Below are 25,661 nucleotides of genomic sequence, written 5' to 3'. Positions count from 1 at the left end.
GGGCTAAAATGATCTTCATTTTAGCCCTTTGTCTTCTTTTCAGCGTGATAGAAAACCTTTGCAGTCTAGGAAAGACGAGTACCGGAGCGGAGCGAATTTGACATTCGTGAGCACCGGCACGCAGGACTGACAAAGAATGCGAGGGTTTGTCTACACGCTGACATGACCTTTTGGGTCATGCTGCTATTCTATGAATCTATTTACCTATTAGTCGATGAACGTATAAATGACATTTTCATATTTAGACAGTGTCTGAACGCTGATCTGAAAAGAGGACGCTACCTCTTTTTTACTGACGGGTGATTCTTCTTGTTCATTCATCCATAGGTAATAAGAAGCTGCTGCCCATGCAGGCGCATTTTTCTTATCTACACCAGAAGCACGTGCCTGCTGAATAATATGGAATAACCAAAAATATGGCATGTGGTTATCAGGCTGCACGGCTTTTTCCAAAGCGGATGCCGCCTGTTTTGCGAAGAGCGCATCTCCTGAAAAAGACCGTTCTTCCATTTGATCTTCATATAAAAGCAGCTCGATGAATTGCTGTTCAAAGGCTGTTTTCGCTGCGCGGGCATCAAGGACAGACTGCAGAACGTCTCGTTCACCTTTTTGTTTACTGACATAGTACGCAGTTAGTCGTTCCTCAATTGAGACCATTGGTTCAGTCTCCTCTGGTTTATCCTGCCACGGCTTGATTTCATCTGCATCTATATCTTCTTCTACCATCTTATTCCAAACGGTTTGTGCCAGCGTTTTGTGGCCCGTTTGATAGGCTGCACTGGCAAGCCAGTATAAAAATGTACTATCTCCCTGAAAGCCTGTTTTATACAAAGAATAAAGCCATTTAAAGGCCCATTCAAATTCTCCAACGAGGGCAAATGTCGCACCAAGCTTATAACGCTGTTCACTTAATATTGGATACACGTGCGTTAATTGCTTCGCTAACACGTTGACCTTCTCTTCTTCTTTTTCATAATGATAGAACACGAGCTGGTTGCAAAGGGCATGCAGATTACCGGGATTTTCATGAAGGACCCGGTTCAACGTCTCTTTCGCTTGATGAATCTGACCAGAATAAAAATAGGCCAAAGCGAGATTATTATAAGCTGACCAAAATTCTGGATACTCAACAATCATCTGTTCTAGCATCTCAATAGCTTCGTCAAGCCTGCCGCTTTCTAACAAATGATTCGCTTGATCCTGCTTCACAATCAGGTCATCCTGATCATAAGGAAAATCTTCGTCCTCTTCGTCACTCATATCGAGCAGGTCGAGAAGATCATCATTTTCATCCGTAAATTCCCCATCCTCTTCCAAAGCGGCATAAGCAGTGGCTGACTTATAGGCCTCTTGAAAAAGTCCGAGATTGGCATAATTATTCGCTTTAAAATAGTGACACTCTGACATGTTTTCATCTACGTGTTCGAGGATGAAATCAAGCAGTTCATTTGATTGTTGGTAATGACCCATTTCAGTATAAATAATGGCAAGCTGTGACAGCATTTCTACATTTTCAGGCTCAAGTACAATAGCCCGCTGTATCAGCTTAACTGCCTTTGGCAGATTTCTTTCTCTATATGCTTTTAGACCTTTATGAAAAAAGTAATGCCCATCTTGGAATAGCTGGACGACTTGTGTGTGATGATTTTGAGAAGTGTATTTACTCACCGATACCCTCCATTTCGAACAGTGTACCGTGTGTAGTATAACATACTTCACGAGTCGTCACATAGAACAAAAGAAAAGGAAGGATTTGTTTTTCACTCAAAAGCAAAAAGCCAGGAGTGTCCCCGGCTTTTCATTCACCTTGGTGACGCTTTTTTAATACCTTTAATACATCATCTAGCGGCAATTGCTGCTCACGTAATAACACAAGAAGGTGATATAGGAGGTCGGCTGTTTCCCATTTCAACTCTTCTTGATCACGGTTTTTCGCTGCGATGATGACCTCGGAAGCTTCTTCCCCTACCTTTTTCAGGATTTTATCGACCCCTTTTTCAAATAGATAGGTTGTATAAGCTCCTTCCGGCATTTCTGCCTGACGCTTTGCAATGACCTGTTCAAGCTCATTTAAAATGGCAAAGCGGTCCTGCTTTTCGCTTTGGGGCTTCACGCCTTCTTCCGAAAAACAGCTATAGCTGCCAGTATGGCACGCTGGGCCACTTGGTGCCACGAGTACAAGCAGAGCGTCCTTATCACAGTCATAGCGAATGGATGTGACTTGCTGAGTATGTCCAGATGTGGCGCCTTTGTGCCAAAGCTCATTTCGCGAACGGCTAAAAAACCATGTTTCGCCTGTTTCCAACGTTTTTTCATAGGATTCTTGATTCATATACGCAAGCGTCAGCACTTCCTTGCTCTGTTCATCCTGTACAATCGCAGGAATCAGGCCTGCCTCATTAAAAGTTAATTCGTTTGCCTGTTTCATCTGACCTTCACCCCGTGTTCTCTCAAGTATGTCTTCACCTCTTGAATCGAGGTCTCTTTATAATGGAATATGGAGGCTGCTAATGCTGCATCAGCTTCTCCTTTTGTAAAAGCCTCCAGCATATGCTGCGCATTGCCCGCGCCTCCAGAGGCAATGACTGGCACTGTGACTGCTTCTGACACAAGCTTCGTCAGACGATGATCAAAGCCTGTTTTCTCACCATCGGCATCCATGCTTGTCAGCAAGATCTCCCCTGCTCCTCTCAGCACTGCTTCTTTCGCCCAGTCGCTGACTTCTATTTCCGTTTTACGGCGCCCTCCGTGGGTATAGACCATGTATGCTTTTTTCTCTTCATCGTACTTCGCATCGATCGCGACGACGATGCATTGAGAACCAAAAAAATCGGCTCCTTTTGAAATCAGCTCTGGCCTTAAAACAGCCGCTGTGTTCACCGATACTTTGTCTGCACCCGCTCTTAATATACGCTTCATGTCATCAAGATGGTTAATCCCGCCGCCCACCGTAAACGGTATAGCAAGAGTGGACGCTACTTGCTTGACCACATCCACCATCGTTTTTCGTCCTTCATGAGAGGCTGAAATATCAAGAAAGACGAGTTCATCCGCGCCTTCCTCATCATAGATCTGCGCTAATTCTACAGGATCACCTGCATCCTTTAAGCCTAGAAATTGTACACCTTTGACAACACGCCCTTCCTTCACATCGAGACATGGGATGATACGTTTTGTCATCATATGCTGTCAATCCCTTCAAACGCTTCTGCTAAAGTAAACTGCTTCGTGTAAAGCGCCTTACCAATGATCGCACCAGAAACACCGGCATGCTTTTGCACTGACAGCTTTTGAATATCAGCGACAGCACTGACTCCACCTGAGGCGATGACTTGTTTTCTGGTCGCTTCTGCTAATCGGACCGTACTTTCCACATTGGGACCAGAGAGCATGCCATCCATTTGAATATCGGTGAAAATAAAGACCTCTGCACCTTCCTTAGCCAGTTCCTTGCCAAGTTCCTCTGCCTTCACTTTCGACGTTTCAAGCCAGCCTTCAGTCGATACAAAGCTATTTCGTGCATCAATTCCAATCGCTATTTTCTCACCATATTGTGCAAGCATTTTTTTCACAAAGGCTTGGTTAGAAACAGCAGAACTGCCAAGAATGACTCTAGATACGCCATTGCTCAAATAAAATTCAACGTCCTCTTCTGTCCGAATGCCGCCGCCTATTTGTACATTCACATCTAAGGAGGAAGCAATCGCCAGCACATGCTCATGATTGACGCGCTTTCCAGCTTTTGCACCATCTAGATCAACGAGATGAATCCATTTCGCTCCTTCATTTGCAAACCGCGCGGCCATATCTAGCGGTGAATCTCCATAAATGGTTTCTTGATCATAGTCTCCTTGCACAAGTCGTACACATTTGCCATTTCTCATATCAATCGCTGGATACAGTGTAAATTCACTCATTTGTTCACCCTCTGTTCTTTTGCTAATTGAATAAACTGTTTGAGCAGTGCCATTCCCGTTGTACTGCTTTTTTCAGGGTGAAACTGTGCCCCAAGCACATTCCCCTTTCCAACAACTGCTGGTACTTGTACGCCATAATCCGCACTTGCCAATTGCTCTTCTACATTCATGTCACTCACATAATAAGAGTGAACAAAGTACGCAAATCCTTCCGGCACACCGTCAAATAATGGAGACGGCTGATGAAATGCGAGCTCGTTCCACCCCATATGAGGTACCTTCAGCCTTTGTCCGTCCTGATCGCCATCCTTTAAAAGAACGACACGTCCTTTTAACAGCCCCAATCCTTTTGTCATTCCTGCCTCTTCACTTTCTTCAAACAACAGCTGCATGCCGAGACAAATGCCAAATAACAGCTTTCCTTCCTGCACGACTTGGTGGATAAACGCCTCTAGCCCTGTCTGTCTTAGCAGCCGCATCGCATCACGAAACGACCCCACCCCTGGCAAAATATAAGCATCTGCCTTGTTGAGCTCCTCCACTTCAGAGGAAACAATATAAGGGGCGCCAGCTCGTTCCAGCGCTTTTGATACACTAAACAAATTTCCCATCCCATAATCAATGACTCCGATCATTAGAGCATCCCCTTTGTCGAAGGAATCCCTTTCACACGCGGATCAATGGTTGTTGCTTCATCTAGGGCACGTGCCATCGCTTTAAAAATCGCTTCAATCATATGGTGCGTATTGGTTCCGTAGTGAACGATCACATGGAGGTTCATACGGGCTTCAAGGGCAAATTTCCATAGAAACTCATGAACGAGCTCCGTATCAAAGGTGCCGACCTTTTGACTCGGGAAGACCGCTCTCATTTCCAAATGAGGACGATTGCTTAGGTCGACTACGACCTGGGCAAGGGTTTCATCCATTGGAACAAAGCTAGATCCGTACCGCTTGATTCCTTTTTTATCACCTAATGCTTCCTTAAACATTTGCCCAAGCACGATGCCGATATCTTCTGTTGTGTGGTGATCATCGACATCTGTATCTCCTTTCGCATCTACAGTCAAATTAAAATGTCCATGCTTCGTAAATAAATCAAGCATGTGCGTCATAAAAGGGACATCTGTCTGAATATCCGCTTTTCCTTCTCCATCAATCTCTAACGCTAACGAAATGTTCGTTTCATTTGTTTGTCTCGCAGTTTCCGCCTGTCTCATTTTGATTCCTCCCCTTTCTCGCTTCAATCGACCTTGCATGCGCTTCAAGCCCTTCTAATCTTGCAAAAGCCGCAATGCTTTCCCTATGTGTCTCAAAGGCTTCTTTACTATATGAAATAATGCTCGTTTTCTTTTGAAAATCGGTCACGCCTAGCGGGCTTGAGAATCTAGCTGTTCCATTTGTTGGCAGCACGTGATTCGGTCCTGCGAAATAATCTCCCACTGGCTCTGGACTATAACGCCCTAAGAAAATCGCCCCTGCATGCTTGATTTGACCAAGAAACGATTCTGGATAAGCGGTCAGCACTTCTAAGTGCTCTGGCGCTAATTGGTTCACGACATCTACTGCACGATCAATTGATTCTGTCACGTAAATACGGCCATGATCTTGTATGGATTGTGCTGCGATTGATTTTCTTGGCAAAGTGTCCAGCTGTGCCTGCACCTCAGCCTGCACTTTTTCAGCAAGTGTCTTAGACGGTGTCACCAAAATACTGGATGCTAACGCATCGTGCTCTGCCTGCGAAAGCAAATCAGCCGCCACCTCATGCGCAAGTGCCGTTTCGTCTGCCAGGACAGCAATTTCACTTGGACCCGCAATCATATCGATATCAACCTGACCAAATACCTCTCGCTTTGCAAGTGCTACATAAATGTTTCCTGGACCTGTGATTTTATCAACAGGCTGGATGTTGTCAGTTCCATAGGCAAGAGCCGCAATCGCCTGCGCACCGCCCATTTTGTACATTTCTGAAATACCCAATTCCTTTGCGGCAACTAGTACAGCGTCAGACAGACGGCCGTCTTTCCCTGGTGGTGTCACAAGGACAATTCGTTCAACGCCAGCGACAAGTGCCGGGATCACATTCATTAAAACCGATGAAGGATAGGCGGCTGTTCCGCCGGGGACATACACACCGACCGCATCGAGCGGCGTCACCTTTTGTCCGAGCATCGAGCCGTCCTGCTGGTGATAAAACCAAGAGGATGTCAGCTGACGCTCGTGGTATGTTCGAATATGACGGATAGCCGTTTGGATAATCTGAATCATCTCCTGCTCCAAACGTTCGTAGGACCTTGCCATTTCATCCTCTGTCACAAGCGGCTCTTCAATGGATACACCGTCAAATTGTTTCGTAAATGACCGTACAGCTTCATCACCATTTGTTCTCACTTCTTGAATAATGCGCTGAACAGCCTGACGCTGCTCTCCCGTTCCTGTATCTAAAGACCGCTTAAGTGAGAGAGTGTCTGTCTCACCTTCTTGTATATAGGTGATGTTCATGATGACTCCTCCCCTTCCCCTTCAATGATTCTTGCCAGACGCTGCGCCATTTCATCGATCACCGCATCCTTCATCCGGTAGCTCACAGGATTGACAATAAAGCGTGACGTAATATCACAAATATGTTCAGTTTCGACAAGTCCATTTTCCTTCAGCGTTTGACCTGTGGAGACAATGTCAACAATTCGATCGGCAAGGCCGATGAGCGGTGCTAATTCAATGGAACCATTCAGCTTAATGATTTCTACCTGCTCACCTTGCTCTCTAAAATAGGACGAGGCTACGTTTGGGTACTTCGTTGCCACACGCGGCGCGACACCGCCCCAGCTGGCTCCTGGTAATCCGGCAACGGCTAAATGACATTTGCTGATGTTTAAATCGAGCACTTCGTATACATCACGAGCTTCTTCGAGCATGACATCCTTCCCTGCAATACCAACATCCGCCACACCGTGCTCTACGTAAGTCGTCACATCCATTGGCTTGGCTAAAATAAAGCGGAGGTTTTCTTCCGGTACATCAATGATTAACTTTCTTGAATCCTCGAATTCCTCTGGCAGCTGATACCCCGCCTGCCTTAACAGCCCTGCTGCTTCTTCAAATATCCGGCCCTTTGGCATCGCCATCGTCAACACTTTACCCATTTTGCTCTTCCTTTCTAGCGCCGATAAAATAAGTCACTTGCTCAAATGCCTTGGTCATCGCGTCAATATTTTCAATACCGGCTAAGTCTTGCAGGACGATCTTTTTCCCCTTTGACCGCTCCTTTTCTGCAAAAGCAAAAGCTTCCAGTCTTTGTTCTTTACTAAAAATCACAGCCTCCTGCGGTTCATTGGTTTCTTTTGCATCTAGCGCTTCAAGAAGGCGGTCTAATCGAAGACCGAACCCTGTAGCTGATGCAGGTGCATCAAAATGAGCAAGTAATTGATCATACCTTCCTCCACTCCCGATGACAGACCCAACATGATCTGCAAATACTTCAAACAAAATGCCTGTGTAGTAGCTCATATGACTGACCATGCTTAAATCTAAACGGATATATTCTGTACAGCCGTAATCTTCAAGTGTCTCCCAAAGTGCCTTTAACTCAGCGAGCACCTCTTTTCCCTCTTGTGAAACCACGATTTCCTCTGCCTGCTGCGTGACTTCCTCGCCGCCGCGTAAATCTAAAAGCTGTAACAGCCTCATTTTATCGATCGATGAGAGGGGTAATTGCTTTACATGCTGCCGGTATCCCACATAATTCTTTTCATATAAAAATCGCCGAAGGACGTTTGCACGCTCTGTATTTCCCAGTACATCTACAAATAACGTCTCGGCTAAAGCAACATGCCCGATCGCTATTTTGAAGGATTGAAGCCCGGCATTTTTTAATGCAAATACGACAAGCGCAATGACTTCAGCGTCTGCGCTAATTGAACCATCACCAATCAATTCAATTCCGACCTGCTCAAATTCAGATGGTCTTCCGCCTTCTCTTTCCTGAGCCCGGAACACATTGGCTGCATAACCAACCCGAAGTGGATACGCCTGCTCATGAAGCTTTGAAGCCGCCACTCTTGCAATCGGCCCCGTCATATCAGGTCTCAGCACAAGGGTTTGACCGTTTTGATCAAGGAGCTTAAATAGCTGTGTATCTGTAATCGCCGATTGAACACCGACTGTATCGTAAAATTCAAGCGTTGGTGTCTCCATCAAACGGTAACCCCAGCCATTCATGACCTCTGTTAATGAATGTCTCACTTTTTTCTTCGTCTCATACAATCCTGGCAATGAATCCCGCATACCATATGGTTTCTCAAACATAAACATGTTCTTCCGCACCTCCAACACATTAAAACGAAAAATTCCGAATCCTTTAGTTCGCTAATATGATAATATGCTAACAAAATAAAGTGATTAAATCAATCATTTTTATTTTCTCTCTATTTTCATTAAAATTTTGTGGAATTATTACATTCAAGTGACACCTGAACCTTTTCTACATATTCAATGAAGGAACGTGCTATAATACATAAAAATATTGAATAACACAGGAGATTACAGTGAAGTTCATCCAGACATTAACCTTAACTTTATTGTGCGCATGTCTTGTTTATTTCGGCTTTATTTATATTTCACAAATCGACCAAGTCAAAAAAACAGCTTCGCTACACGAAGCAGCAAAAGAAAACGAAACCGCACTTGCGGCAGAAGAGACACGTTCAACGAAAAAAACGGATGCCACACACCAGTCTTTAAAAGGAAGCAAAAAAGCCATGGATGTCATCCTCTATAATCAAATGGATGCACCAAAGCTATATAACGGCTGCGAAGTCACAAGCTTAGCGATGCTGCTTCATTACAGCGGCTATGAGCGAGTGACAAAAAACACATTGGCAAATGAAATCAAGCGCGTTCCACTAAATTATGAGAATGGTTTAAAAGGAGACCCGAATGATGGGTTTGTAGGCGATATGGAGAATGGGCCAGGTCTTGGCGTATACCATGAACCTATTTATCAACTTGCGAAAAAATATGCGGGTGATCAAGTCGTCGACTTAACTGGAAAGCCTGTCAAAAAGGCCATCTACCAATCACTTGAAAAGGGCTACCCTGTATGGGTGATTACGACATCCACCTTTGACAAAACAGATAACATCGAAACATGGAATACACCAAATGGCAAAATAGATGTGAGCTTTAATGTGCATAGCGTCGTCATCACAGGCTACGACGAGGAGTACGTCTACTTGAATAACCCATACGGAGAAAAGAATCAACGAGTCGATCGTGACCAGTTTGAGGATTCTTGGAAACAGATGGGCAGTCAAGCGATGATCATTAAAGCATAGAATACATTTCTCATTGATTGATGAGAGGGAAACGCTATAAAAAAACAGCCTCTATATGGGGGACTGACCCCCGTTTTTGAGACAGGGATCAAAGCACCTTTATACAGCCAATTGCCGATAGTTTATCGTTGATTGGTTGTTTTTTAGTTTCGTTTCGTTTCGTTTGAATACGAATGTTGTTATAATAATGAATGTATTCTTTGACAGTGCGTTCTACGATGGTTGTCGTCGTTCGATCAATGCTGTTAAGATAGAACGTTTCAGACTTTAGTGAGGAATGAAACGATTCGATGGAGGCATTATCAGCGGGCGTCCCTTTGCGGGACATGCTCATGATAATGCCTTTTATATGAACAGCTTTCTGATACTCGTAAGATGTATACACAGAACCTTGGTCGCTATGTAACACGCAGTTCTCAGGCAGTGCTGGGAGCTGATGAAGTGTGTTTAAGACAAAGTCTGTGTCCTGCTTATCACCTATCGGAAAAGCAATCACTTCTCCATTATATAAATCCAGTATACTGGAAAGGTACAATTGTTTCTGTCCATAAGGTAAATACGTGATGTCCGTTACTAGTTTTTCAAGAGGGCGATCAGACTGCAAGTTCCGATCCAGTATATTACCGGCCACGGCATAGGGTTGCCCATTCTTCTTACGCTTTTTCATTTTAACCCGGCACTGCCGCTGGTTTTTCTTCATGATACGTTGAACAGTTTTATGGTTAATACGCATTTTCATTTTTAGTATGGCTGTGATTTTTCGATTAGATGCCTAAAGGGACACAGATGTCCTGTACCGTCATCGTTTTGCGCAATTCTTCTACCAGTTCGATTGACGTTTCCTTATCAACTTCCTTTCCAATTCGTTGTACTTTTTTAAAACTTCATTCTGTTGTCTCAGATAGCGATTTTCTGCCTGTAGTCTCTCTAATTCGGAAGAGTACTCGGGACCCTTTCCATAGGTATATTGTTTTCCAACAGGCTGTTCGAATTGGTGTATATCCCCAGCCTTATACCACCTCATCCATGTCTGAACCTGCGTCTTATTCCTGATATTCAATTCCCGCATGATCTCTTTCATAGGTATGCCTGCCAATCTCATTTCTACAGCCTTCCGTTTGACTTCAACCGGATAACTCACTCTTGTCCCCATAGAAAAAACACCTCCACGTCTTATTTCGGATAACAACGATCCGTTTTCAAACTTGAAGGTGTTTATTATTTGTCTCACATTATGGGGTCAGTCCCATGGGTTAGAGGCTGTTTTTTTATTGATCTATTTTCTCTAGAATTTCCTTCAGGCGGCCTTCAAGCTTTTCAGCCGTCATCGCACCTCCGCCTAAGCTGAAGTATTCATCACCTTTTTTTAACAAAAGTGTAGGATAGCCATTCACGTTTAGTTGCTGAACCTTCGCAAAGTCGGCATACGCATCATTGATTGTTTCTTTTTCCTTCAACCGTTCAATCACTGCATCAGGATCAAGATGATGAGCCATAGCAATCTCTCGATAAGTTTCTTCATCACTCAGGCTTTTTCCATCTTGATAAAAAGACTTTTGCATGGATGAAGCCAAATACAATACCCGCTCTGGCGCGATCGATCTTAATGCTGAAAACCCAATGGCCGCAGCCTCAGAGTCTAAAAGAAATGTGCCGTTTGCTAGCAGTTCCTCGTAACGTTCACCAAATTCAACACCAGTCAACTGACTGATACGCTGATTTGCTTCTGAAATGTGTGGATAATCCTTTATCGGTAGACTTCTATCTCCTACAAATAAACCGCCCGACACAAGTGTCAGTGGTATTTCCGGGTGAATTTCGTGTAAAGTACGGATACTGTTAGAAAATCCATAACACCAGCCACAATATGCATCCCATACATATATAAAAGACACTTCTTGATCATTCATATGAAAGGCTCCTAACTCAGCGTTCCTCATTCGACAGCGAAACGCTTGTTTTTTCTCTTTATTCAGCTTCAGATACAACAGTAAATCGTTCTCCAACATGGGCAGCCTGCTCAATTTCATCAACTAGCGCAATGGCATAGTCAGCATAGCTCACATAGCTGTCACCCTTTGAATTGACAATTAGATGGTCTTTTCCTTTCACATAAGAACCTGTGCGTTTGCCTGCTGGGTCAAAGAATGCAGCTGGACTGAGGAATGTCCATTTTAATCCTTCGGTCTTTTGAAGATCCTTTAGGTTTTCTCCTTGCTGTGAAGCAGTGGCGAAATATTCTTTTGGAAACTCTGGTGTGTCAACAAGCCTCATTGTTTTGGCGTCATCTACAAATAGACTGCCTGCTCCGCCCACAACGATTAAACGAGTGTCTGGTGCCTCTTTCAAGATATCAATGAGCTTTTTCCCAGCCTCTACGTGAAGATGCTCTTGTCCAGCAGGTGCGCCAAATGCATTCACGATGACATCAAAACCTTTGATGTCTTCTGCCTCCAAGTGAAACACATCCTTCTCTAAAACGGCTACTGATGTATCTGTCACCTTTTGTGCATCTCGGACGATTGCCGTCACTTCATGTCCTCTTGATTGAGCCTCTTTTAAAATTTCTTGTCCTGCTTTACCTGTTGCGCCAATGATTCCAATTTTCATGTTAACTCCTCCTACAATATGGTTTTATTTTTATAACGAGAGGTGTAACTAATTAAGTTACAACAGAGGTAAAAAAAATTGAATAGATCATCCAATTTTTTTGATTAACACCTGCGTTAGTTCACTTAATTTGATCTCAGCAAGCACTTGCTCCATCGCACTTTGGGCGCGGCACAAAATTAATTCGAGTACCGCTTGAATATTTGCCCCGATCGGACAGTCAGGATTTGGGCTTTCATGGATTTGAAACAATTCCCCCTCATCCACGACTTCAACCGCTTTATACAAATCGAGCAGTGTGATGTCGTCTTCACTGCGGTTCAACTGAGAACCACCTTTGCCAAGACTCGTTGAGATTAGGCCTGCTTTTTTTAATTTACTCATAATGCGGCGGATGACCACTGGGTTTGTATTCACACTTCCTGCGATATCCTCCGATGTCTGTAATGATCCTTTTTCAAGTGATAGCAAGGCCAGAATATGGACAGCGACAGTAAATCTGCTGCTGATTTTCATGTTTTCTCACCTCTGTTGTAATCATTATAGTTACACCGTGTCAGAATGTCAACAAAAAAGTCTGCCGAGCTACTCAGCAGACGTAGATTGACGTGCTTCCATTTGTTCTTTCGAATAAATCATGCGCATTGGATTTCCTCCAACAAAGGAGCCTGCTGGGACATCCTTATGAACAAGTGTACCCGCCGATACGATCGCACCATCACCGATCGTCACTCCAGGCAGAATGGTTGAATTTGCTCCAATTAAGACTTCATCACCAATATAGACTTCCCCAAGTCTGTACTCTTTAATCAAATACTCATGGGACAAGATGGTCGTGTTATAGCCGATCACACTATTTCGACCGACAGTAATTTTCTCAGGAAACATCAGATCAACCATAACCATTAAGGCAAACGCCGTATCCTCGCCGACTTTCATACGAAGGAAAGTCCGATAAATCCAGTTTTTCATTCCCATAAAGGGCGTGTACCTTGCCAATTGAATAAAGATAAAGTTTTTCACAACTTTGAAAAAGGGGACCGTCCGATAGACTTGTCTAAGCGAATTGACCCCTTTTACAGGATAACGATCTGTTTTTCTCAACTTAATCAGCTCCAACAATCGCCAAGAGATCATTCATTTTCTTCAGCATGAAATCAGGGCGATGCTTTAAAAGAGCCTCTTCTCCCTTAATGGACCAAGCGACACCTGCCGTTTTTGTCCCTGCCGCTTGACCAGACAAAATGTCGTGATAATTATCACCGACCATCACCGCTTCATGTGGATCACTGCCAAGTTTGGATAAAGCCAGCTGGACTGGTTCCGGATGCGGCTTCTCATTTTGTACATCATCCAGTGTCACAATCACCTCAAAGAATGGCTCTAAACCTGTCAGCTTCAATCCCATTAAGACCGTATCACGTATCTTCGTTGTAACAATTCCGAGCTTAAATCCTCGATCCTGAAGGATTTTCAACGTATCTATAACCGTCTCATACTCAGTCACAAGCAGATCATGCTGTTCATGATTAAACGTCCGATACATCTGAATCATGTCATCCGTCAGGTTCGGGTCCATCGCAGAAAATGTATCAAACAGTGATGGACCAATAAAATGAAGGATATCCTCACGACTGTACTGACCAGGATAATAATGATCCAGCGTATGCTGAAATGAAGCAATAATTAATTCATTTGTATTGATTAACGTGCCATCTAAATCAAATAGCACTGTGTTGATAGTTGATTCGTTCATATAGCTTCCTTTCTAACAGCTGCATGTTCCCGCTTCCGCCAAATATAGCTAATGGCAGCTGTCAATAAAATGGCAGAAATCAGGCGGATGACAAGAAGCGGCCATACTGGAATGCCAAGTGGAATAAAAATCAGGGTATCTTCAACCACCGCATGACAAGCAACAAGGAAAATGAAGGCAAGGGTTAAATCCTTTTTGCTCACACCGTCCTCTTCCACTGCCTTCATCATCACTCCCGCTCCATAAGCTAGACCAATGGTTAATCCAGCCACCATCGTCATAGACGTATTTTCTTTCATTCCAAGCATTCTAGTAAAAGGAGACAGCCACTTAGACAAAGTATGCAGCCACCCTAAATCTCTCATGAATTGAATGATGATCATGAGAGGGATGACGATACAAGCCAGCTGGAGTACACCAAGAAAGGCTTTCTGTACAGCAAGAAGAACGATCATATACCAGCTTGAAGGCACATCAGCCGTCTGAGCTGCTGTAAGCAATCCATATTGCGCAGTTTCTTGGCCGCCCTGCCAAACGAGATGAATGACAATAGCTGAAACAACGGCAAGACTGATTCTGACTAACAAAATTACAGACACCCTCAGTCCAACCTTTGCCGCCACTGTCGATTCGATAATCAGGTTATGACAAAAGGATAGCATCACCGCTAAAATGAACACTTCCTTCACAGGAAGCTCTAATGTCAAGATAGCGGCAATACCCGCATACAAGTTCAGCATATTTCCTAATACAAGCGGAATCGCCGCTTCCCCCGAAAGACCAAACAACCCCATAAATGGCCGTATGAATTGTATAATCCAATCCATAACAGGCGTATGCTGCAAGATACTGACGAGAATAGTAACCGGAAAAATGACTTTTCCAAGTGTCCAAGTCGTCGACAGCCCTGCTTTAAAGCCGTTTTTCCATGTCTCCCCCATCTCTTCTGATCCCCCCTGCTTAATTCGATGAGTTGTTCTCTTTATACGGAATGGATGCGTAGCCTTTGATTCTTCTAAAGACAATCAGCAAAACAGCTGCTACCAATATCGCAATTGAAATCATCTGTGCGATTCGAAGATGGTCTGTCAGCATTAAGCTGTCCGTTCTCATTCCTTCAATGAAGAAACGGCCAATTGAATACCAAATTAAATAAGACAAGAAAATTTCGCCTCTACGCAGTGATGTTCTGCGTAATAAAATCAAAATCACAACGCCGGCAAGATTCCATAATGATTCGTATAAAAACGTTGGGTGATAATAGGTCCCATCAATATACATTTGATTAATGATAAACTCAGGCAGATGCAAATTTTCTAAAAAGGCTCTTGAGACAGCCTCACCATGCGCTTCCTGATTAATAAAGTTGCCCCAGCGCCCGATAGCCTGCCCTAGTAAAATACTAGGTGCTGCCACATCGGCGATTTTCCAAAAGGATACCTTTTTCACTTTTGTAAATACAATGGCTGTCAGCACTGCACCTATCAGCCCGCCGTGTATTGCAATTCCGCCATTCCAAATCTTAATGATTTCATTTGGATGCTGCTGATAGTAGTCCCATTCAAAGGACACATAATAAATTCGTGCACAAATAATGGCGATTGGAATCGCAAATAAGATTAAGTCAATAAACGTATCTTTATTGATTCCTCTTTTTTCACATTCTCTCAGTGCGAGCCAGAGTCCAAGCAAGGCTCCGACCCCTATAATCACACCATACCAATGAACCGATATAGGTCCGAGCTGAAAAGCAATCGGATCAATTGGTTGAATTGCTTCGTTCATATAGACAACTCCTATTCATCCTGGCCATTGTCTTCAATGACATCGGCAAGTTTACTTGTAAATTGTTCCGCTGCATTATGCCCCATTCGTTTCAATCTGAAGTTCATCGCAGCCACCTCAATAATGACCGCTAAATTTCGTCCTGGACGTACAGGGATGGTCAGCTTCGGTACATCTGTATCAATGATCCGCATTTTTTCTTCTTCAAGCCCTAAACGATCATACTGTTTGCCTTGTTCCCAAAGCTCAAGGTTCATCACAATCGTAATTCTCTTATAGCTTCTGACGGCGCCTGCTCCAAATAAGGTCATCACATTAATAATACCTAATCCACGAATTTCCAGAAGGTGTTCAATCAGCTCTGGTGCGCTTCCAACTAACGTATCCTGATCCTCTTGACGGATTTCCACGCAATCGTCTGCGACCAGCCTGTGTCCCCTCTTTACTAGTTCTAAGGCTGTTTCACTTTTTCCTACTCCGCTTTTCCCAATTAACAAAACACCTACACCATATACATCTACGAGCACGCCATGAATGGCAGTCGTTGGTGCAAGCTTACTTTCTAAAAAGTTGGTTAATCGACTCGAAAGTCTTGTCGTTTTTAAGCTTGATCGTAAAACCGGCACCCCATTTTCATTTGATGCTTCAATTAATTCCTTCGGCACTTCACGATCTCGTGACAAAATAATAGCAGGGGTAATATCTGTACAAAGAGACATCATTCTCTGCTTTCGTTCGCGTTCTGGAAGTTGTTCAAAAAAGGAAAGCTCTGTTTTCCCTAAAAGTTGAACTCTTTCTTTTGGGTAATATGTAAAATATCCAGCCATTTCAATACCTGGTCTGGAAAGATCACTGATTGTAATGGGACGATTAATCCCTTCTTCCCCACTTACCAGTTCAAGATGAAATTGTTCCATTATGTCCTTCGTACGAACTTTCGGCACGCTTCTTCCTCCTTTTATCACAGGCGTTTCAGAAATACAGCTCTATTTTATCACTTTCAATGATGAACCCAAAATAGTATTTTATCCTGATCCTGTCTCACCCCCTCCACTGGTATAGACAACTATACATAAAAAGGGTAAACTAAAGATAAAGATAACGAATAAGGGGGCACAACCATGAGCAGCTCTTTATTGCTCTCCAATATTCATATTGTGACAAAGGCACAGATCATTGAACACGGTTTTGTCGGTTTATGCGATGGCAAGATCGACTATATTTCAACATCACCACCGACAGGAAATTATGAAAAAGTATATATTTCCCGGGAAAACTTTTATTTACTTCCCGGAATGATTGATATTCACATCCATGGCGGATATGGTGCAGACATGATGGATGCGACACCAGAAGCCATGAATACACTTGCTGACAATTTACCGTCAGAAGGAACGACAAGCTTTTTAGCGACAACCATTACCCAAAACCATCAAGAGATTGAGCAAGCACTTAAAAATGTCGCTCATTGGAAACAGTATAATGAAGAACAAGCAGGAAGTCAGGCACAATGTTTAGGTATCCACCTCGAAGGTCCATTTATTTCTAAGGATAAAGCAGGTGCACAACCTGCTCAATGGATTAAACAGACGGATCTCCCGCTTTTCGAGAAATGGTTAGATGCATCTGAACAGCTCATTCAAGTTGTCACGTTTGCACCTGAGGAAGACCTTGAATTTGCTTTTCTTTCCCTGTTGCAAGAAAAGAACATCATCCCTTCTATTGGACATACGAATGCTCATCATGACATGATTGAATTAGCAGCAAAGCATGGTGCACGCCATGTGACGCACCTTTATAATGCAATGAGTTCGTTTCAGCATCGTGAGCCAAATGCTGTAGGTGCTGCTCTTACAAACGAGAACCTTCATATTGAGCTGATCACAGATGGTATTCATTCACACCCTCTTTCTATAAAGCTTGCGTATCTCGCAAAAGGAAGTGATCGTTTGATAATGATCACAGACTCAATGCGTGCAAAAGGTCTAGGGGATGGAACATACGAGTTTGGCGGTCAGACTGTCACAGTCAGCGGTGAAAAGGCATTGCTGTCAGATGGGACACTTGCAGGGTCGATTTTACGAATGAAAGATGGCGTCAAACGAATGAGACAGATCACTCATTGTGAGTGGACCGAGATTGCAAAGATGACCTCAACCAATGCAGCCACTCAGCTAGGGCTTGATCATCAGCTCGGTTCTATCGAAGTTGGAAAACTGGCGGACTTGGTCATTTGGGATCAATCTGGCGAACTAATGATGACGATCTGCCGCGGGCAAATCGTCTTTGAAAAAAAGGAGGCCAACCACTGATGAACATCATCGAATTTGAAGATAAAGATCAATTAGGAAAAGAAGCAGCTGCCCTCATTGCACGTACAATCGCATCTAAACCAGATGCAGTGCTCGGCCTAGCAACTGGCGGTACACCTATCGATACCTACAAAGAATTAATTCAACTTCATCAAGCGAAGCAACTGTCTTTCAAACAAACAAGAACAGTCAATTTGGATGAGTATGCAGGACTTCATCCCGATGATGAAAATAGTTATATGACCTATATGAAACGTCATTTATTTGATCATATTGATCTCCCTCAGGATCAGTATTTCCTGCCAAATGGCGCTGCACCTAATTTGGAAGAAGAATGCTTAAGATATGATCAGCTCATTCAAGATGTAGGGGGCATCGACCTTCAGCTTCTTGGAATCGGACAAAATGGACATATTGGTTTTAACGAACCAGGTACCTCTTTCGACTCAAAGACTCATGTTGTTCAATTAGATGAAAACACCCGTCAAGCAAATGCAAGATACTTTTCTTCTATTGATGAGGTACCTACACATGCCATCACAATGGGAATTGCGAGCATTCTTTCAAGCAAAAAAATTCTCCTTCTTGCATCAGGAAAATCAAAAGCGAAAGTGATACAATATTTAGAACAGACAGAGATTCACCCAGACTTCCCTGCATCTGCCCTTAAACATCATCAAGATGTGACGATTTTCATTGATCGAGAAGCTGGTTCACTACGCTAAACACGAGAGGATTTTCACATGTTTATTGATAAACAGTCACCTATTCCGATGTACCATCAGATTATGGAGAACTTGAAAAAGCAGATTGAGGATGGAACATTAGCACCTGATACACTCATTCCTTCTGAAAGAGAGTATGCCGAACGCTTTGATATTAGTCGAATGACTGTCAGACAAGCCTTATCGAACCTTGTGAACGAAGGATATTTGTATCGCCAAAAAGGAAAAGGCACCTTTGTTAGCCGAAAAAAGTTTGAACAACCGCTTCAAGGCTTAACAAGCTTTACAGAAGATATGCGCCAGCGAGGGCTCAAAGCCTCAAGCCAGCTGGTTGATTTCAAAAAAACCGTATGTCCAGAGCACTTGCTGCCAGTCTTACAACTTTCTAATAGCGATGCTGTATATGAACTAAAACGAATACGTCTTGCAAATGATGAACCAATGGCGATTGAAACGAGCTATATACCCGAAACATTCGCTGGAGAATTAACCAAGAAACATTTAACTGGCTCTTTATATGAATATATAGAAAATCACACTGGCCTTGCAATTGCCCATGCAAAACAGGAGCTTGAAGCCAATGTTGCCTCAGAGCAGGAAGCACACGTGCTGTCTATTTCAACTGGCTCGCCTGTGCTATCAATTGCAAGAACAACGTATTTTCAAAACGACCTTCCATTCGAGTATGTTCTTTCCGTTTATAGAGGGGATCGTTACAAACTCATTCATACAATGGAAAGATAAACTGTGCTCCTACATCGAAGCACAGTTTCTTATTTCCGAAGATATGTTGTTTCGTCATCATTTTTTGTATGAATTTTCCATATAGGTGAAACAGCTTTCCCTTGAAAACGATCTTTTGCAACAGTATACCAATAATAGTCTTGATTTGGCTTTAAGCCTTTCCACTTAAAGCTTGCTTTTTTGCCGCTTTTTACGCCTCGTGCTTCTCCTAGAAGGACGTTTGTATATACATTGAGTTCAAAATAATTGGTTTTGACGGATTTCATTTTCGGCGTCAAATCCACATCAATTGAAAACTCATCCTGATCTCCATACGTTTTAGGATCATAGAAATGCTCTTGATTCATGTAAGGTGAGTATGTTGTAAAATGAAGTTGATTTTTTTCTTGATCCGCTGTAATCAACCTCATAAATCCTTGACCGCCCTCAGGACCTGACTGATAATCAGCAAGGATTTGATATACTTTCCGGTCCACTTTTCCATCATGGTCATCATCAAGCTCATCTACTTTCCTGCTCGCTCCGTGGTAGTGCCCGCTAAATACTGCCACAATATTAGGGTGACGTTTTACCACTTGGTGGAAGATGAGGTCGCCTATCGGACTTCGGTTGCCACTCACTAACAAATACTCGTGAAAGTTTAAAATGACGATACGATCTGGATGCTCAGAAATGACACGGTTTAACCAATCGATTTCATTTTGCTTAATCCCCCAGCCCATGTACACCATCATATAATCATTGCCACCGGCAGAGATGAGATCATAATGACCTCGATTATTTTGATAGGATTCACCATAATAAGGTTTTTCTGCAAAGCGTTTCGCTCCAAAGTATCTCCCATATTCCGCATAAAAACCATCCTTGTGTCTGACATCATGATTTCCTGCTAAAACACCATAAGGAATATGATGATCATCTAACACACGCATAAATGTATCGGCACGATTCCATTGCTTATCCTTTGAATCATCCACAATATCGCCTGTATGGAACACATATTGAATGTTTAACTTATCTCTTTGATCTCTGATCCATTCGACCATTTGTTTAAAGATATGAGGATAGCTCTTTGCATAGTATTGTGTGTCAGACATCCATACCATCCTATATGGCTTTTGCACTTTGCTGATTTCATCCTGTACAAGCAAATCAAACGTTTGATTCTTCATGTACTGTCTCACTGACAGCAGGCCTTTAAGGTAAAATTCCTTTTGATCCTTTGCAAAGTGATGAGTGATTTTATCCCATTTTTCATGCTGATGATTCCATGCGTACATTGTCACCTTTCTCCCTGACAATGATCCTCCTTTCCAAACAGCCTCGACGACATCCTTTTCACGTACATGATGATGCACCTTGATTTGAAAACGATGGTAGGGAAAACGCTGTAAATCCTTCGTCTCGACTGCCTTACCATCAGCAAATGCAATGCGATTCCTTTCTTGATCAGAAAAGATCATTTCCCCCGTTTGGTTAAAACTCTTTGGCGGTTCAGTCTCAGCTGCATATTTAAAAATCTTCATTGATGGATGCAGCGATGTATATTGGTAGGCACGATAAAATGAGTAATCTAACTTATCATTTGTTGGGTCCTTGGTTAACACGGTTTGCTTAGACGATTCCACTTTTGTCTTATCTGACACTCGTTCTGGTATCTCGGGGTGTTCATGTACCGTCTTGAATTCTTTTTTCAAAGTAGACATGTTCCCTGCGGCATCTTTTGCTTTGATTGTAAACGTGTGCTCTCCAGGGTCTAATTCACTAGAAGATGTCTGATAAGGCAAGGAAACCGGTTTACCATCTAAAAATGCCTTCATGTCCTCTATGTCACTCCAACGATCAGTTACCTTTGCCTTTAACGTAAAGGCTCCTTTATATTGTTCATTTGCTTGTATGTTGGTCTTGATTTTCGGACCTGTGTTATCGACTTTTACACGTACAGATGCATGCTCGCCTGCGGTTTTGGCCTCAATAAGATGCGTTCCTTCTTTCAGCCTTCTTGTATCCCACTGAATATAGGTTGAAACATAAGCCTCTTTTGGGATTTCAAATTGAAACGTTCTTACCTTTTTGGCGTTACCACCGTCTCCCATCTTCCATTCTTTTTGCGGCTTGGAATTCACTGGAGCAATTTGTGTTCCATTCGATAAAATCATCCTGACATTTTTCAATTCAAAATCATCGTGATTCTCCCCAGGCAGCCGGTCAACCGGGGAAGACTTCGTTCCAGCATGAATAGAAATCGTTTGTGAACCTGACTGATTCATCTCTGCTTCTGGTATTGGCATTGTATAGGTACGATACACTTTTGTCGAATCATCAAAAATAGAAAGTAAGTGCTTACCTATGGACACTCCATTTCTAAAATATAAATTTGTCCCTTTGACATCAAATGCAATATATGGATCTGCTTCAAGGGCCGAAAATGCTTGTCGACTTCGCTTTCCATCTATCATCAATTGGATGTTTTTTTTCTGATCAGATGTTGCCTTTAATGAGAATATACCTGAAACTGTATCTCCCTCTTCTACATTGAATCGCAGACCGTGGGTTTTGCTGACCTGCTCCACATCAATCGTTTTCTTCATCGTCATTGCTTGATTTTCGCCGTCTGACGCTTCAAGCTGATATTCCAACTGTTCTTTACCAATCAGCTCAGGCGAATAAATAATATGATGAAATAGCCGGTCATTATGATCTTTTTGAAGCAGAATCTCTTTAAAATCATCTTTCCGATTCGTTCGATAACGCAGCTTGACGGTTTTGACGAACTGATCATCCTGTACATCTGCTTTAATCTCTATACTTTCAGTTGGTTTCACCGGTTTCTTGTCCGTCATATCTTCAATGACAGGTTTATGAATATCTTGAGAAATTTCCTTTTTTTCAGATGGAATTTGTGCTTTTAACACTTTTCCAGGTGTTGGCTCTTCCTCAATTTTCGAGATCAGCTTCATTTGCGGCGTACCATCCATCGGATACTTGAACAGCAAGGATTTATGCTCGCTAAACAATGATGGCTTTAAACGAAATGCTGCTGAAGAAATCTCCTCACCTATATTTGTTGTGATCGAGACAAGACGAGATTTGGAATTGGACAGCCCTTTGCTCTCGATCACTGAGATATGCTCTCCTTCTTTTAATTGGCTTTTGTACATAGCATTAAAGTCCGCTACTGTTAAATGCTCCTGCCCTTTTTTTCTTAACCAGAAAACATAAGGCTTTCCAGGTGAAAGGGTGACTGGATTTGTGTGAAATGAATAAACATCATCCATCTCGGTGCCTTGTGCAGGATTGCGGTAGCGCAGCTGATAATGCTGAAGAGAGATAGGAGCATGCGTCGTGTTATAAACTTCTATAAATTCAAATGCATCTTTGCCTTTTCGATTTTTTGAATTAACGACAATCTCCGTGATGAGTAAGTCCGGAATATGTGAGAGATCCTCTTCAAATCCGTTTAAGTGAACAGATTGTTCCGCCGTTTTGATCACAGATTTCTGCGTAAGAAACTCTGTATAGTAATGAACCGTTGAATTCCATAATTGATCTGGCGGGATTTTCGCTGTAAATTCTGGCTTCATTCCAGGTAACCGTTCCATTGGAATCAATCGGTACCCCAGTTCATCACTTTGTTTATAGTACAAGTTTGCAGACAAAATTTGTTCTGACTGACTAATAGACGCCCGAAACTGAAGATCACGGCTTTTTCCTTGAACTGGACGAACGTCCACATGAAATTGGTCAAAAATAAAAGGTGAAAACGGCTTGTCCGGTATATTCACTTGTGTTTGGATAAAGGGCCCTGCTGAAGCAGGCTGACTAAAACAAAAAAGAATGATAAAAAAACATAAAAGCATGATTTGTCTGCTCACATTCACCATCTGCACCACCTCCCTTCGGATTATTGTGTCTCCTGAAGGTGGTTTTTATGACAGATGGAACGGGAAAATGAGACAATTTTACACAAAAAACCGTTAGCTTTTTTTCGCTAACGGCTCCACGATTCCTTTTTGTATCAGCAGATGGAAAATGGATAAAATGACAGCCATCCAAATGGCCGTTCCAAACCCATCAATGTTAAAACTATCGCCCATAAAGCTCGATGTCATCATCAGTGTGATGGCATTAATGACAAATAAGAACAATCCTAGTGAGAGTACGGTCACTGGCAGCGTTAAAATGATCAAAAACGGCTTCACTAAAATATTGAGCAAGGACAAAATGATACTTGCCACAATGGCTGCACCAAATCCTTCAATATACACACTTCCGAGCCCCGGCAGAATGCCCGAATCAAAATATCCAGCAATGACAATTAAAAGTAATGCATTTACTAAAATACTGACGATCCATCTAAGCATTTAGTTAGTGCCTTCTTCCGGAACAACAAAATACCAGATGAAGTAAACAAGGAAGATCGGCATAAATGCTGTCATAAATCCGATAATCACTGTTAAAATGCGAAGCAGGGATGCATCAACACTTAAGTATTCGGCAAGTCCACCAACAACACCCGCTATTTTTTTATTTGTTGCTGAACGATAAAGCTTCTTCATGTAGAATCACTCCTTGTCTGATTGGTGCTTTACTTGTATTGAACCTGTTTTTGTTTCTGCAAAAATGGATATACTGTGCACTGCCTGTTGATTGGCTTTGATCATTTTCTCTTTTTGCAACGTTTCATTTTTCTCTTTCACCATATCTGCATCAAGCAAATCGTGAGAGATAGACCCGAGATTGCTTTTCAGCTCAGCGGTCACTGCACATGCACGCGGGATCTGAACGTCCACACTGCCTGTTGTGGTTTTCGCATAGATCGAACGGCACTCATCCGACAGCTGGACAGCAATGTTCCCGTTAAAGCTCTGGGCATCAATTGATTCACTTTTCCCACGCAGGTCAATGAGCCCATTGATGGTTTCTACTTCAATCATACCACACTCGTGATCAGCCAGTTTAATTTGTCCGTTTGCTGTTTCAATTCCGACTTTATCTGCCTGTAAAGAGGCAAAAGAGACAACACCATTTGTGGTTTTCGCAGCAAGTTCTTTTGTCATTAGCTTTTCCCCGCGAATCGGTCCATTAAACAGCTTGACCTTGATCTTATCGTATTGGATACGCGGTACATATAAGGTGACATTGACTTTCATCGTCTTCTTTTCGGTTCGAATAAAAAATTTATCCCCTTCAAGCCCGCAGTCCAATTGATTGAGAAATTGCTGTCTTGCCTGCTCTCCATCCTCTGCGCGGTAGATTTTCGCATGGCACTCTGCTCGAATATCTCTATCGTCCCAAGGCATCACATTGAGACTGCCGTTAGCCAATTGAATATCTAAATGAGAGAGTGAGGCATCTTTGAACTGAAAAATGTGATCAACATCGACTGACTGTCCAAAGTTCAAATCAAGATCCACATCTTTTACCTTTTTCACCGCAGAATCTAACCAGCCAAACAGCTTTGCCCCAAGATTCTCGGTGGCGTTTCCGTTACTTTCTGCTCCAGCTTTTTCTTCATGAAAGGTATGATCGGCTGTAGACTTCTCTAATGATACAGACTGACTTTCTTCTAGCTTTTCTAAAAGCGTAATCGCTTCTTTTGCTGATAATGTCCCGTCTTCTACTAATTTTAAAATTCGTTCTTTTTCATTCATACAAAGCCCTCCTACGATTTGATGGATTGAAGTACTTTAATACCTTGAATGATATTCCAAATGACAGAGATCAAAAAGCCAATAGCTACTAAAAAACACAAAATAAGCATCGTCATGCCTGGAATGAGAGAGTCACTCGCCTGCGTCGCAAGTAAAAATGGGATAGACCCAAAAACCAAAATAATGCCCGCTGCAATTGGCAGCAGATGTGACCAAAATGCCCGCATCGCATGCCGTTTCGTTTCCTTTTGGTCTACTACAAAATACGCCACAATCGGTAAGATAAACGGCATAAAAAATACACTAAAATAACAAATAGATGCAATGATCGACTGATCTCTATTCATATATATTCGCTCCTTCATGACGAAAATTCCTTTCTAAATCATACGTTTATTGCGTATAAAAAGTTTCAAAATCATCCGAATTACATATGACCTTAGACACAAATTATTTCTTTTTCCCCCTAAGTGTAGATTCTTCACGGATTACCCTTTAAAATATGTTGAAAAGATGGTGATTATCATTATAGGGGGTAATTATTTTGACAGATCATCATAATTCTAACCACACAGTCCAAACGCTTTTAGACCTTATACAGAAACAGAAAAGCATGAACAGCGAAATGATCAAGGAGCTGGAGACGATTCATCCGTCTCATCCGAAATATGGTGATATCCGCTATTTAAAAGTACTGCTCGACAGCAGCAGCACCCATATCTTAAAGGATTTAACGCACCTCAGTAATTTAATGCCGAAGGAAGATGCGCAATAAAAGGAAAACCCCTCGGATAAAGAGGGGTTTAGACCGGGGAGAAAG

At 42.5% G+C, this 25,661-nt stretch carries 27 protein-coding genes and 1 pseudogene; 5 read left to right on the top strand and 23 right to left on the bottom strand.

From position 1 onward, the window contains the following. Positions 1–207: 207 nt before the first annotated feature. The 9 genes from R0K30_RS08060 to R0K30_RS08020 form a co-directional block, all read right to left on the bottom strand. Positions 208–1,668 carry a tetratricopeptide repeat protein gene (locus R0K30_RS08060; protein ID WP_230030703.1) on the bottom strand — a complete coding sequence of 487 codons (1,461 nt, stop codon included), beginning with the start codon at positions 1,666–1,668 and terminating at the stop codon, positions 208–210. A gap of 130 nt (positions 1,669–1,798) precedes the next feature. Next, positions 1,799–2,428 carry a bifunctional phosphoribosyl-AMP cyclohydrolase/phosphoribosyl-ATP diphosphatase HisIE gene (gene hisIE, locus R0K30_RS08055; protein WP_230030702.1) on the bottom strand — a complete coding sequence of 210 codons (630 nt, stop codon included), beginning with the start codon at positions 2,426–2,428 and terminating at the stop codon, positions 1,799–1,801. Next, complete coding sequence (hisF, locus tag R0K30_RS08050) at positions 2,425–3,183, bottom strand: imidazole glycerol phosphate synthase subunit HisF (protein WP_099728852.1); 759 nt, start codon at positions 3,181–3,183, stop codon at positions 2,425–2,427. The genes hisIE and hisF overlap by 4 nt, the downstream gene beginning before the upstream one ends. After that, positions 3,180–3,917 carry a 1-(5-phosphoribosyl)-5-[(5-phosphoribosylamino)methylideneamino]imidazole-4-carboxamide isomerase gene (gene hisA / locus R0K30_RS08045; RefSeq protein ID WP_410609981.1) on the bottom strand — a complete coding sequence of 246 codons (738 nt, stop codon included), beginning with the start codon at positions 3,915–3,917 and terminating at the stop codon, positions 3,180–3,182. The genes hisF and hisA overlap by 4 nt, the downstream gene beginning before the upstream one ends. After that, positions 3,914–4,552, bottom strand: a complete 639-nt coding sequence (gene hisH / locus R0K30_RS08040) for an imidazole glycerol phosphate synthase subunit HisH (RefSeq protein WP_099728850.1) — start codon at positions 4,550–4,552, stop codon at positions 3,914–3,916. The genes hisA and hisH overlap by 4 nt, the downstream gene beginning before the upstream one ends. Next, positions 4,552–5,136, bottom strand: coding sequence for an imidazoleglycerol-phosphate dehydratase HisB (gene hisB, locus R0K30_RS08035; RefSeq protein ID WP_099728849.1), 585 nt, complete (start codon positions 5,134–5,136; stop codon positions 4,552–4,554). Before hisB ends, hisH begins: the two co-directional genes overlap by 1 nt. Next, complete coding sequence (gene hisD / locus R0K30_RS08030) at positions 5,102–6,421, bottom strand: histidinol dehydrogenase (RefSeq protein ID WP_410609978.1); 1,320 nt, start codon at positions 6,419–6,421, stop codon at positions 5,102–5,104. The genes hisB and hisD overlap by 35 nt, the downstream gene beginning before the upstream one ends. After that, complete coding sequence (hisG, locus tag R0K30_RS08025) at positions 6,418–7,065, bottom strand: ATP phosphoribosyltransferase (protein WP_099728847.1); 648 nt, start codon at positions 7,063–7,065, stop codon at positions 6,418–6,420. The genes hisD and hisG overlap by 4 nt, the downstream gene beginning before the upstream one ends. Further along, complete coding sequence (locus R0K30_RS08020; protein ID WP_410609976.1) at positions 7,058–8,233, bottom strand: ATP phosphoribosyltransferase regulatory subunit; 1,176 nt, start codon at positions 8,231–8,233, stop codon at positions 7,058–7,060. Before R0K30_RS08020 ends, hisG begins: the two co-directional genes overlap by 8 nt. A 233-nt stretch (positions 8,234–8,466) precedes the next feature. On the opposite strand from R0K30_RS08020, the gene R0K30_RS08015 reads away from it, so the two are divergent. After that, positions 8,467–9,255 (top strand): C39 family peptidase, encoded by a 789-nt coding sequence (locus tag R0K30_RS08015; RefSeq protein WP_099728845.1) that lies wholly within the window; start codon positions 8,467–8,469, stop codon positions 9,253–9,255. Between the two features lie 99 nt (positions 9,256–9,354). Here the strand turns inward: R0K30_RS08015 and R0K30_RS08010 are convergent. The 9 genes and pseudogenes from R0K30_RS08010 to hprK all read right to left on the bottom strand — a co-directional run bounded on the left by R0K30_RS08010 (position 9,355) and on the right by hprK (position 16,350). Further along, positions 9,355–10,408, bottom strand: a pseudogene (locus R0K30_RS08010) (IS3 family transposase). A gap of 115 nt (positions 10,409–10,523) precedes the next feature. Beyond that, positions 10,524–11,165: a DsbA family protein gene (locus tag R0K30_RS08005; RefSeq protein WP_410609973.1), complete on the bottom strand. Its 642-nt coding sequence runs from the start codon at positions 11,163–11,165 to the stop codon at positions 10,524–10,526. Between the two features lie 58 nt (positions 11,166–11,223). Beyond that, complete coding sequence (locus R0K30_RS08000; RefSeq protein WP_256499042.1) at positions 11,224–11,865, bottom strand: NAD(P)-dependent oxidoreductase; 642 nt, start codon at positions 11,863–11,865, stop codon at positions 11,224–11,226. Between the two features lie 87 nt (positions 11,866–11,952). After that, positions 11,953–12,381, bottom strand: coding sequence for an Rrf2 family transcriptional regulator (locus tag R0K30_RS07995; protein ID WP_099726339.1), 429 nt, complete (start codon positions 12,379–12,381; stop codon positions 11,953–11,955). 69 nt (positions 12,382–12,450) lie between these two features. Further along, positions 12,451–12,969, bottom strand: a complete 519-nt coding sequence (locus R0K30_RS07990) for an acyltransferase (RefSeq protein WP_099726340.1) — start codon at positions 12,967–12,969, stop codon at positions 12,451–12,453. Between the two features lies 1 nt (position 12,970). Further along, positions 12,971–13,621: a pyrophosphatase PpaX gene (ppaX, locus tag R0K30_RS07985; protein ID WP_410609970.1), complete on the bottom strand. Its 651-nt coding sequence runs from the start codon at positions 13,619–13,621 to the stop codon at positions 12,971–12,973. Further along, on the bottom strand, positions 13,618–14,562 hold the full coding sequence (locus tag R0K30_RS07980; protein WP_249705590.1) for a nucleoside recognition domain-containing protein: 945 nt from the start codon (positions 14,560–14,562) through the stop codon (positions 13,618–13,620). The genes ppaX and R0K30_RS07980 overlap by 4 nt, the downstream gene beginning before the upstream one ends. A 19-nt stretch (positions 14,563–14,581) precedes the next feature. Beyond that, a complete protein-coding gene (gene lgt, locus R0K30_RS07975) occupies positions 14,582–15,406 on the bottom strand; it encodes a prolipoprotein diacylglyceryl transferase (RefSeq protein WP_099726343.1) in 825 nt (274 codons plus the stop codon). Between the two features lie 11 nt (positions 15,407–15,417). Further along, on the bottom strand, positions 15,418–16,350 hold the full coding sequence (gene hprK / locus R0K30_RS07970) for an HPr(Ser) kinase/phosphatase (RefSeq protein WP_003212943.1): 933 nt from the start codon (positions 16,348–16,350) through the stop codon (positions 15,418–15,420). A gap of 177 nt (positions 16,351–16,527) precedes the next feature. Between hprK and nagA the strand changes: the two genes are divergently transcribed. From nagA to R0K30_RS07955, 3 genes are read left to right on the top strand one after another with little or no spacing between them, the layout of a single operon-like run. Beyond that, positions 16,528–17,718 carry an N-acetylglucosamine-6-phosphate deacetylase gene (nagA, locus tag R0K30_RS07965; protein ID WP_099726344.1) on the top strand — a complete coding sequence of 397 codons (1,191 nt, stop codon included), beginning with the start codon at positions 16,528–16,530 and terminating at the stop codon, positions 17,716–17,718. Further along, complete coding sequence (gene nagB, locus R0K30_RS07960) at positions 17,718–18,443, top strand: glucosamine-6-phosphate deaminase (protein ID WP_099726345.1); 726 nt, start codon at positions 17,718–17,720, stop codon at positions 18,441–18,443. The genes nagA and nagB overlap by 1 nt, the downstream gene beginning before the upstream one ends. A gap of 18 nt (positions 18,444–18,461) precedes the next feature. Then, positions 18,462–19,187, top strand: a complete 726-nt coding sequence (locus R0K30_RS07955) for a GntR family transcriptional regulator (RefSeq protein ID WP_099726346.1) — start codon at positions 18,462–18,464, stop codon at positions 19,185–19,187. 29 nt (positions 19,188–19,216) lie between these two features. On the opposite strand, the gene R0K30_RS07950 is transcribed toward R0K30_RS07955, so the two are convergent. The 5 genes from R0K30_RS07950 to R0K30_RS07930 form a co-directional block, all read right to left on the bottom strand. Next, positions 19,217–23,071 carry a lamin tail domain-containing metallophosphoesterase family protein gene (locus R0K30_RS07950; RefSeq protein ID WP_410609966.1) on the bottom strand — a complete coding sequence of 1,285 codons (3,855 nt, stop codon included), beginning with the start codon at positions 23,069–23,071 and terminating at the stop codon, positions 19,217–19,219. A gap of 93 nt (positions 23,072–23,164) precedes the next feature. Then, the gene (locus R0K30_RS07945; protein WP_024423577.1) at positions 23,165–23,551 is read right to left on the bottom strand and encodes a phage holin family protein; all 387 of its coding nucleotides are present in this window, start codon (positions 23,549–23,551) and stop codon (positions 23,165–23,167) included. Further along, positions 23,552–23,746, bottom strand: coding sequence for a PspC domain-containing protein (locus tag R0K30_RS07940; protein WP_099726348.1), 195 nt, complete (start codon positions 23,744–23,746; stop codon positions 23,552–23,554). A gap of 6 nt (positions 23,747–23,752) precedes the next feature. Beyond that, the gene (locus R0K30_RS07935; RefSeq protein ID WP_410609963.1) at positions 23,753–24,841 is read right to left on the bottom strand and encodes a DUF4097 family beta strand repeat-containing protein; all 1,089 of its coding nucleotides are present in this window, start codon (positions 24,839–24,841) and stop codon (positions 23,753–23,755) included. 11 nt (positions 24,842–24,852) lie between these two features. After that, positions 24,853–25,188 carry a hypothetical protein gene (locus R0K30_RS07930; RefSeq protein ID WP_230030691.1) on the bottom strand — a complete coding sequence of 112 codons (336 nt, stop codon included), beginning with the start codon at positions 25,186–25,188 and terminating at the stop codon, positions 24,853–24,855. A 197-nt stretch (positions 25,189–25,385) separates the two neighbouring features. Here R0K30_RS07930 and R0K30_RS07925 point away from each other — a divergent pair, with 197 nt between their 5' ends. Continuing rightward, entirely contained in the window at positions 25,386–25,616 is a 231-nt protein-coding gene (locus R0K30_RS07925) for a hypothetical protein (RefSeq protein WP_099726351.1), read from the top strand. The last annotated feature ends 45 nt before the right edge of the window (positions 25,617–25,661 follow it).

The sequence above is a fragment of the Bacillus sp. SIMBA_154 genome (assembly GCF_046536015.1).
Lineage (GTDB): Bacteria > Bacillota > Bacilli > Bacillales > Bacillaceae > Bacillus > Bacillus pumilus_P.
Note: the sequence above shows the minus strand (reverse complement) of the source record. Positions and strands in the feature narration are given on the sequence as shown.